General features: G+C 63.9%; 7 protein-coding genes. 3 read left to right on the top strand and 4 right to left on the bottom strand.

Translation table 11 applies throughout. From position 1 onward, the window contains the following. Positions 1 to 159: 159 nt before the first annotated feature. Positions 160 to 1,194, bottom strand: coding sequence for an aspartate-semialdehyde dehydrogenase (locus tag X735_RS135935; RefSeq protein WP_023814446.1), 1,035 nt, complete (start codon positions 1,192 to 1,194; stop codon positions 160 to 162). A gap of 457 nt (positions 1,195 to 1,651) precedes the next feature. On the opposite strand from X735_RS135935, the gene X735_RS135940 reads away from it, so the two are divergent. After that, complete coding sequence (locus X735_RS135940; protein WP_023814445.1) at positions 1,652 to 3,526, top strand: DEAD/DEAH box helicase; 1,875 nt, start codon at positions 1,652 to 1,654, stop codon at positions 3,524 to 3,526. 98 nt (positions 3,527 to 3,624) lie between these two features. Here X735_RS135940 and X735_RS0135655 read toward each other — a convergent pair whose 3' ends face one another. Further along, on the bottom strand, positions 3,625 to 5,040 hold the full coding sequence (locus X735_RS0135655; protein ID WP_031214053.1) for a glycosyltransferase: 1,416 nt from the start codon (positions 5,038 to 5,040) through the stop codon (positions 3,625 to 3,627). A gap of 138 nt (positions 5,041 to 5,178) precedes the next feature. Here X735_RS0135655 and X735_RS135945 point away from each other — a divergent pair, with 138 nt between their 5' ends. Both X735_RS135945 and X735_RS135950 read left to right on the top strand, forming a co-directional pair. Further along, positions 5,179 to 5,889 (top strand): DUF805 domain-containing protein, encoded by a 711-nt coding sequence (locus tag X735_RS135945; protein ID WP_023814443.1) that lies wholly within the window; start codon positions 5,179 to 5,181, stop codon positions 5,887 to 5,889. Positions 5,890 to 5,952: 63 nt separating this feature from the next. Beyond that, complete coding sequence (locus X735_RS135950) at positions 5,953 to 6,615, top strand: DUF805 domain-containing protein (RefSeq protein ID WP_023814442.1); 663 nt, start codon at positions 5,953 to 5,955, stop codon at positions 6,613 to 6,615. Here the strand turns inward: X735_RS135950 and X735_RS135955 are convergent. Both X735_RS135955 and leuB read right to left on the bottom strand, forming a co-directional pair. Next, positions 6,612 to 7,088 (bottom strand): GNAT family N-acetyltransferase, encoded by a 477-nt coding sequence (locus X735_RS135955; protein WP_023814441.1) that lies wholly within the window; start codon positions 7,086 to 7,088, stop codon positions 6,612 to 6,614. The two genes, X735_RS135950 and X735_RS135955, sit on opposite strands and share 4 nt — an antisense overlap. A gap of 4 nt (positions 7,089 to 7,092) precedes the next feature. Beyond that, positions 7,093 to 8,196, bottom strand: a complete 1,104-nt coding sequence (gene leuB, locus X735_RS135960) for a 3-isopropylmalate dehydrogenase (RefSeq protein WP_023814440.1) — start codon at positions 8,194 to 8,196, stop codon at positions 7,093 to 7,095. Positions 8,197 to 8,371: the final 175 nt, after the last annotated feature.

Genomic DNA, 8,371 nt, shown 5'->3' with positions numbered 1-8,371 from the left:
CCCCCTCTGTCCTGCCGGACATCTCCCCCACAAGGAGGGAGATTGGCTAACGGCCAAAGGCCGAGCCCGCGGCCGCGGGCCGCCGATCGTTCGGCGCCCCCCGCGGAGGGCCCGCCGCGGCAGCGGCGATACGGCCCGTGAGCGAAAACTAAACGGCCGTCAGGCCGCCTTCTTCTTCGGCTGGATCAGGCCGCGCTCGACCAGCAACTCGGCGATCTGCACTGCGTTGAGCGCCGCGCCCTTGCGCAGATTGTCGGAGACGATCCACATCGACAGGCCGTTGTCGATGGTCGAATCCTCGCGGATGCGCGAGATGAAGGTGGCGTCTTCGCCGGCCGATTCCAGCGGCGTGATGTAGCCGCCGTCCTCGCGCTTGTCCAAGACCTGACAGCCCGGCGCCTCGCGCAGGATATCGCGCGCCTCGTCGGCGGTGATCGGCTTTTCGAACTCGATGTTGACCGCTTCCGAATGGCCGATGAACACCGGCACGCGCACGCAGGTCGCCGTCAGCTTGATCTTGGGGTCGAGCATCTTCTTGGTCTCGGCGACCATCTTCCACTCTTCCTTAGTGGAGCCGTCATCAAGGAAGACATCGATGTGCGGGATGACGTTGAAGGCGATGCGCTTGGTGAACTTCTTGACCTCGACGCCATCGGCGACGAAGACCGCGCGGGTCTGGGTAAAGAGTTCGTCCATACCTTCCTTGCCGGCGCCCGACACCGACTGGTAGGTGGCGACAACGACACGCTTGATGGTGGCGAAGTCATGCAGCGGCTTCAATGCCACTACCAGCTGCGCCGTCGAGCAATTCGGATTGGCGATGATGTTCTTGCGCGTGAACAGCGAGATCGCGTCCGGGTTCACTTCCGGCACGATCAACGGCACGTCCTGATCGTAGCGGAAGGCCGACGAATTATCGATGACGACGCAGCCCTGCTTGCCGATCTTCGGCGACCATTCCTTGGAGACGCTGCCGCCAGCCGACATGATGCAGATGTCGGTGTCGGAAAAATCATACTGGTCGAGCGTCTTCACCTTCAGCGTGCGGTCGCCGAACGACACTTCCGTGCCCTGGCTGCGCCGCGACGCCAGCGCCACGACTTCGCTTACCGGAAAGCCGCGCTCTTCCAGTATGTTGAGCATTTCCCGGCCCACATTGCCCGTGGCGCCGACGATCGCTACCTTGAAACTCATCGAAAAATCTCCTGTCCCTCTCCGCTTGGTTTTTGGAGAAACCCGCTGGCCGATGCGGGTTCCGTCCCCCGGGCCGAACCCGGGAGAGGGTGGTTAGGCCAAGGGAGTCACACCGTTTTGGTGGTGGTTTTGGTAGTTTTTTTGGCCAAGAATGGGGTTTTGCTGGAACGAGGGGACGCGCCGACGCGCCCGGCCCAATGATGTGCATTGAGGCTGGGGGCATCGAATGCAAGAAGAGCCATCAAAAGGCCGCGCATCGAAAAAACGATCCCGTTCAAAGCGGGCTTTTACGCGGTTTGCGTCAAGAGTCAATTGCGATGAGCGTCCTGTTGCCCTGTACAATCGCGGCGGCACGAAGTACGAACGGCATGACCATCCGGCTCATGGAGCGTCCCGACGCCCGCCGAAGACAGGCCCATTGCTGGGCATATAAGAATCCGAATTCCGAAAGAGTAAGATGTCCAACTTCGATGCACTCGTTCCCGCGCTGGCAAGGGCGCTGGAAAAACGCGGCTATTCCGAGCTGACGCCCGTCCAGAAGGCGGTTGTGGCGCCGGAACTCGGCGAGGCCGATGCGCTGGTTTCGGCGCAGACAGGCTCCGGCAAGACGGTGGCCTTCGGCCTCGCTCTGGCGCCGACCCTGCTTGAGGGCGCGGAGCGCTTTGGCCACGCCGCCGCACCGCTGGCGCTGGCGGTGGCGCCGACGCGCGAACTCGCCTTGCAGGTGACGCGCGAGCTGGAATGGCTCTACGAACTGACCGGCGCCACCGTGGCGTCCTGCGTCGGCGGCATGGACATGCGCTCGGAGCGGCGTGTGCTGGAGCGCGGCGCCCATATCGTCGTCGGCACGCCCGGCCGGCTGCGCGACCACATCACCCGGCGCTCGCTCGACATGTCGGCGCTGAAGGCGGTGGTGCTCGACGAGGCCGACGAGATGCTCGATCTGGGCTTTCGCGAAGACCTCGAATTCATCCTCGACGCCGCTCCTGCCGAACGCCGGACGCTGATGTTCTCGGCCACGGTGCCGCGCTCGATCGCCACGCTCGCGCAGGGCTATCAGCGCGATGCGGTGCGCATCTCGGCCGCCGGCGAGGAGAAGCAGCATCTCGACATCGAATACCGGGCGCTGAGCGTCGCCCAGCCCGACCGGGAAAACGCCATCATCAACGTTCTGCGCTATTACGAAGCTAAGAACGCGCTGGTGTTCTGCAACACGCGTGCCGCCGTCAATCATCTGACCGCGCGCTTCAACAACCGCAACTTCTCCGTCGTCGCCCTCTCCGGCGAGCTCAGCCAGAACGAGCGCAGCCATGCGCTGCAGGCAATGCGCGACGGCCGCGCAAAAGTCTGCATCGCCACCGATGTCGCGGCGCGCGGCATCGACCTGCCCAACCTCGAACTGGTCATCCACGCCGACCTGCCGACCAACCCGGAAACGCTGCTGCACCGCAGCGGCCGCACCGGCCGCGCCGGGCGCAAGGGCGTCAGCGCGCTGATCGTGCCCAACAGTGCCCGCAAGCGCACCGAGCGGCTGTTGCAGAACGCCGGCCTCAAGGCGACATGGGCGAGCCCGCCCTCGGCCGACGACGTGATGCGGCGCGACGACGAGCGCATCCTGGCCGATCCGGTTTTCGACGAGCCGGTGAAGGACGACGAACGCGGTTTCATCGACGCGCTGCTCGCAAGACATGGCGCCGAGCAAGTGGCTGCCGCCTTCGTGCGCCAGTGCCGCGCCAGCCGCTCGGCCCCCGAGGACCTCATGGAGATCGCGCCCTTCACGCCGTCGCGTGAAAGACCGGCAGGCGAAGGTTTCGCGCGCCGCGACGAGGCGCCCAGCCGTCGCGACGATTTCGGTGACAGCGTCTGGTTCTCGTTGTCGATCGGGCGCCGGCAGAATGCCGAGCCGCGCTGGCTCATCCCGATGCTGTGCCGCACCGGCAGCATCTCGAAGCGCGAGATCGGCGCCATCAAGATGCAGCCGGAAGAGACCTACGTGCAGATATCAGCCGACTGGGCCGACCGCTTCCTGGCCGCGATCGGTCCCGATCGCAAGCTGCAAGGCAACATCCTGGTGAAGCGGCTCGAGGGCACGCCCGATCTGTCGCGCGCCGGCTACCAGCCGCCAAGCCCCGACAAGAAACCGCATCGCGGCAAGGCGCCATTCGACCCCAACGCGCCGAAGCGCAAATTCGAAAAACGTGCACCGGCAGCAGTCGATCAGCGCCCGGCCACCGCGCATGAGGCAAAGCCATGGGCGAAGAAGCCGGGCAAGCCGAAATTCGACACCACCGGCGCGCCCAAGCACAAGAAAGCGAAGAAGCGGCCCACCTAGAGCATTTCACCGTTTCACGGAAACGGCGATCTGCTCTAACTCTTTGTTTTGACGCAATTCTAGACGGAAAACCGCGTCACACCTTTCCTAGAATTGCTCTAGGACTTCGGCCGGAGGGACGCGCTTGCCTGCAGGCCAGCCTTGATGGCAGCCCAGCTGGCCGATGCCGGCGTCGGGCGATGCTGCTTTGCGATGCGTTCCGTCAGCGATGAGCGCCAGTCCGGGTCTTCCGCCATCCTGCGGATCGCAGCGTACCAGCCGGCCTGGTCATTGGAATCGATCGCCGGCATCAGCCCGCCGCTCGCCTCGATCAGCGACGGCGCGGTCGAGACGATGACGGGAACGCCGAAATCGAGACATTCCGAGGCGCCATAGCCCCAGCCCTCGATATGCGAGGGAAAGACGCCGAAGGAAGCGCTGCGATAATATCGGATGAGTTCCTCATCGCTGATCGCTCCGGTGAACGTAACCCGCTCGAGCAGTCTCGGATGGGCCTTGAGATAGGCGCGCAGCGGATCGATCATCCAGCCCCAGCGCCCGGCGCAGACGAGCCTCGGCAGCTTGACGCCCTCGTCGAGCGCCTGCTGCCATATCCGTGCCAGCAGGATGTGGTTCTTGCGCACTTCGATGGTCGAACAATAGAGCACGAACGGCTCGTCGGCCTCGATGCGCGAAGTCTCGCCCATGCGCGAAGCCGTCTCGTACAGGATGGAAGGCATCGGAAACCGGTATACCACCGGCTGCGTGACGCCTGCCTGTTGCATATGATCGGTCAGCGTCGCACCAACTTCGTCGGATGCACAAAATGCCGGCGCGCCGGAACGCACGAGGTGCTCGAGATATGACCCGTAGCGAGCCTCGCCAGGGCTCATACCAACCATGTCGGGGCGCAGTGTCGGGATGAGGTCGTGGCAAAGAAACGCGAGGCCACCGGCGCGCCCGGAGACGGCGGCTCGGTCGTCCCCGGTCAGAATATGATGGCTGATCAAGACAAAGCCGCGTTCAGTCTCGTCCGGTTGGCTTGGAGCCTGACGCGGGGCCGACCGGATCCGCGCCCGCTGGTACAGACGATAGGCCCGGATCAGCAGCCTCGTCGCCTGATAGGCAATCCCTTTGCGGCCATGGGTCATCGTCTTTGCGAGATGGCGGTCGGCGTCGCGCTTGCCCCATGGCTGCTGCCTCACCGCTTCGAGGGCCTGCGACATCGCCGTGCGTCTCCCAGGCCATCGTTTGAGGCGCCAGGGTGAAATCTCGCCCGTCGCGACATGGTCCTGCTCGAAAGGAGCGAGGGGGCGAAACCGGCCTTCCCACGGTCGGAACGCCACCACCTCCACGCAAGGGTCGGGATCGGCCAGGGCTGCGCTGACGAGAAAGCTTTCCACCCGTGGGATGCCGACAAGTCCCTGGCCGGACGGCCAGAACGTCAGGCCGGTGGCGTCGATGGCCAGCCTGGGAGGTCTTCTTTCCCCTCCATCTTCATTTACGGTTTTACTGTCAGGACTCTCGACTGTCATGTCTGCTTCTGTCGAAGGCGGTTGCACTCGATGCCTTATGCTTCATTTGCCGCGAAGAGGGTAGCCATGCTGGCCGTCTTGCCCATCGGCACGGCCCTGTGCCACCTTCGGCTAGGACGTGGCGAGCGGGGGTGGCAAATGCGCGGCGAAGTGCTTCACTATGACGAGGTCCAGGGCTTCGGCTTCATCACCGGCGCCGACGGCAGCCAATACACCTTCACCCGAGAAAACCTGCGCCGTGAAACTGCCATGCGGAAGGGCGCGTCCGTCGAGTTTCAGGCGGGCGGCGGCCAGGCTCACGACGTCTTTTCGATTGCCGCCCAGACCGCTACTTCGGCCACTGACGCCGGCACGAACCCCGCACCGACTCAAGCCGGCAGCAAGGCCGCGGCAACCCCGCCCCCGGCACAGCATTTCGGCCGCTCCTCCGAGCCGGCCGAACCCAGCGATCTCTGGGGCTATTTCTGGCGCGGCGTGACGCAGAACTACTTCAATTTCGCCGGCCGCGCCCGCCGCAAGGAATATTGGGGCTACTGCCTGTTCTGGACGGTTTGCCTGCTGATCATCGGCGGCATCGGCCTGTACACCGATATGGATATGGGCGGTTTCGACAGTGATATTTCGGGCGCGATAACGGTCGGGCTGTGCGGCACGTTCCTGCTGGCGACACTGCTCCCTAGCCTCGGCATGATCGTGCGCCGGCTCCACGACATCGGCCTGTCAGGCTGGCTCAGCCTGCTGATCCTGATCCCGACCATCGGCAGCCTGATCATCCTGGTCTTCGCGCTGATCCCGACGCAGGCCCGGGAAAACCAGTGGGGGCCGGTGCCGGCGGGTGTCAGGATTTAGCCGCCACGTGTATTGCAATCACAAACAACCCTGGGTAGTATTTGCGCAACGCGGGGGAGAAACATGCGTGGCACGATATTCCACTACGATCAGGATCAGGACTACGGCTACATCGACGGAATCGACAGCAAGCGTTATATCTTTGCCCGTGACGATGTGAGCCATGAAGTGACCCTCGCCAGGGGCACCCTTGTCGAGTTTCAACCGGATGACGGTACGGCGCACGATATAGTCGCCGTCACCCCGACAGCGCCATCGCCAAGCACGGGCCAGCCACGCCGTTCGGCCGAGAGCAGGCCCGCCTATTCCATGGGTCTGTGGGCTTACTTCTGGCGCGCGATAATTGCGGACTATAGCAATTTCAAAGGTCGCGCCCGCCGCAAGGAATTCTGGGCCTTCTGGCTATTCTACACCCTCGGGATATTGGCGCTTCTAGGCTTCGGAATACTCGTTGACCTAGCGTTCAATGGCTTCAAAACCAATGCGGACAGGACGACGATGAGGGCCATAGGGCTCATACCCTTCCTGGTTTTCTTTTCGGGATTGATCCTGCCGTCGATTGCCCTCGTCGTGCGGCGTGTGCATGACGCGGGTCTGAGCGGCTGGTTTGCACTGCTGGGCTTCATCACTCCCATTGGCAGCATTGCCTTGCTGGTCTTCGGACTTCTGCCGTCCCAGGTGGGCGAAAATCCTTGGGGACCAGTGCCGGCAGGCGTCAGGATCTAGCCGCTTTTCAACGCCTCACCCGAAAGCCTGAGAAAGACCTTCTGGCCGTGGCGCTCGGCGCCAAGCCGGCCGTAAAAACGCAGCGCGCCCTCGTTCCAGTCCTCGGTGGTCAGGTCGATGCGGCCGATGCCTTCGCGCAGGCAATGATCGGCGAGAAAGCCGATCAGCGCCCGGCCGACGCCGGCGTTGCGGGCTTTGTCGCGCACGAACAGGTCTTTGAGGAACAGCAGCCGCTCGAGATCGATACCGGGGTGCGCGATCGCCACCGACGCCAGGCCGCTGACCTCGCCGTCGACGAAGGCAAGCGCGAAATGCAGATAGGCCGGGCTTTCCTCGCCAAGCCATTTTCGTGCGGCAGACACGGCCCGGCCGGCATCGAGAGGTGGCTGCCGGTAGTGAACCGCCATCTCGCACAATATGGCCGCGAGCGCCGTCGCGTCCTCGATCGTCGCCCAGCGGACGTCGACCGTCACGATATCAGCCCAGGAATTTGGCGATGATCGCGTCGCCCATCTCGACCGTACCGACCTCGGTCATGCCATCGGACATGATGTCTTTCGTCCGCAGGCCCGCGTCGAGCACAGCGGCGATCGCGCTTTCGACGCGGTCGGCTTCCTCGACCATGCCGAAGGAATAGCGCAGGCACATGGCGAAGGACGCGATCATGGCGATCGGGTTGGCGATGCCCTTGCCGGCGATGTCGGGGGCCGAGCCGTGCACCGGCTCGTACAGCGCCTTGCGCTTCTTGGTCTTCACGTCAGGCGCGCCGAGCGAGGCCGACGGCAGCATGCCGATCGAGCCGGTCAGCATGGCGGCGATGTCGGACAGCATGTCGCCGAACAGATTGTCGGTGACGATGACGTCGAACTGCTTTGGCCAGCGCACCAGCTGCATGCCGCCGGCATCGGCCAGCATGTGGTCGAGCTTGACGTCGGAATAGCGCGCCTTGTGGGTCTGGGTGACGACCTCGTTCCACAGCACGCCCGACTTCATCACATTGCGCTTTTCCATCGAAGTGACGTGGTTCTTGCGCGTGCGTGCCAGTTCGAAGGCGACGCCCGAAATGCGCTCGATCTCGAACGTGTCGTAGACCTGCGTGTCGATGCCGCGCTTCTGGCCGTTGCCGAGATCGATGATCTGCTTCGGCTCGCCGAAATAGACGCCGCCGGTCAGCTCGCGCACGATGAGGATGTCTAGACCCTCGACCACCTCCTGCTTGAGCGAGGAGGACGCCGCCAGCGCCGGATAGCAGATGGCCGGGCGCAGATTGGCGAACAGCTCCATGTCCTTGCGCAGGCGCAGCAGGCCGGCCTCAGGGCGCACCTCGTAGGGCACCGCATCCCATTTCGGACCGCCGACGGCGCCGAACAGCACCGCGTCGGCCGCCATCGCCTTTTCCATGTCGGCATCGGAGATCGCCGCGCCATGCGCGTCATAGGCGCAGCCGCCGACCAGCCCCTCATCGGTGGCAAAACCGCTGCCGAGCTTGTCGTTCATGACCGCGATCAGTTTCTTGACCTCGGCCATGGCCTCCGGACCGATGCCGTCGCCGGGGAGCAGGAAAAGATGCTTCGTTGCCATGGAGAACCGTCCCAGAAAGAATTTGAACCGGCGCTTTGCTAAACGCCAAGTGAGTTGCATGCAAGGGGAGGAAAAACACTGCGGCGCAGAACAGGCGCAGCTATGCCGCATGCCGCCGCGCCAGGCTTCTCAGAACCTGGGTTCCTCGCCCCCGCCGAAGGCGGGGGAGAGGTGG

Source organism: Mesorhizobium sp. L2C084A000 (genome assembly GCF_000502875.1).
Taxonomy (GTDB): Bacteria; Pseudomonadota; Alphaproteobacteria; order Rhizobiales; family Rhizobiaceae; genus Mesorhizobium.
This window is presented reverse-complemented; position numbering and strand designations above follow the sequence as displayed.